The organism is Amycolatopsis thailandensis, from assembly GCF_002234405.1.
In the GTDB taxonomy this organism is placed as follows: Bacteria; Actinomycetota; Actinomycetes; order Mycobacteriales; family Pseudonocardiaceae; genus Amycolatopsis; species Amycolatopsis thailandensis.
Map to the genome: position 1 here is coordinate 1 of NZ_NMQT01000320.1, position 847 is coordinate 847.

General features: G+C 70.1%; 1 protein-coding gene and 1 pseudogene. Both read left to right on the forward strand.

Translation table 11 applies throughout. The features are described from left to right. Positions 1-581 (forward strand): indole-3-glycerol phosphate synthase TrpC (gene trpC / locus CFP71_RS42585; RefSeq protein WP_143267319.1); only part of this gene is annotated, 581 nt, incomplete at its 5' end. Then, positions 560-847, forward strand: a pseudogene (locus CFP71_RS42590) (tryptophan synthase subunit beta); the annotation flags it as partial. The gene trpC and the pseudogene CFP71_RS42590, both read left to right, overlap by 22 nt.

Below are 847 nucleotides of genomic sequence, written 5' to 3' on the forward strand. Positions count from 1 at the left end.
GCGCAGCCGACGGCGGGGCCCGGGTCATCAGCGTGCTGACCGAGCAGCGGCGGTTCGGCGGTTCGCTCGCCGACCTCGACGCGGTCCGCGCGGCGGTCGACATCCCGGTGCTGCGCAAGGACTTCATCGTCAGCCCGTACCAGGTCCACGAGGCGCGGCTGCACGGCGCGGACATGGTCCTGCTGATCGTGGCGGCGCTGGAGCAGAACGCCCTGATCGCGTTGCTGGACCGGGTCGAGTCCCTCGGGATGACCGCGCTGATCGAGATCCACAACGCCGAAGAGGCCGACAGGGCACTCGAAGCCGGCGCGAAGGTGATCGGCGTCAACGCCCGCAACCTGCACACCCTCGAGGTCGACAGGGACGTCTTCTCGCGGCTGGCCCCCGGCCTGCCGATGGACGTCTTCAAGATCGCCGAGTCCGGTGTCCGCGGCCCCGGCGACCTGATGTCCTACGCGGGTCACGGCGCCGACGCCGTCCTCGTGGGCGAAGGTCTCGTCGCTTCGGGCGACCCGAAGGGCGCCCTGGTCAAGCTGGTCACCGCCGGTTCGCACCCCGCTTGCCCGAGGCCTTCTCGATGAGCGTGGAGTACACCGAAACACCGCACGGCGAGCACGATCCGGACGGCCGGGGCTACTACGGCCCCTATGGTGGCCGGTTCATGCCCGAAGCCTTGATCGGCGTCGTCGACGAGGTCGCGGCCGAGTACGACAAGGCGAGGACCGACCCGGACTTCATCGCCGAGTTCCGTCGTCTGCTGCGTGACTACGCCGGCCGTCCGTCGCTGCTCACCGAGGCCAAGCGCTTCGGTGAGCACGCCGGCGGCGCCCGGATCTTCCTCAAGCGC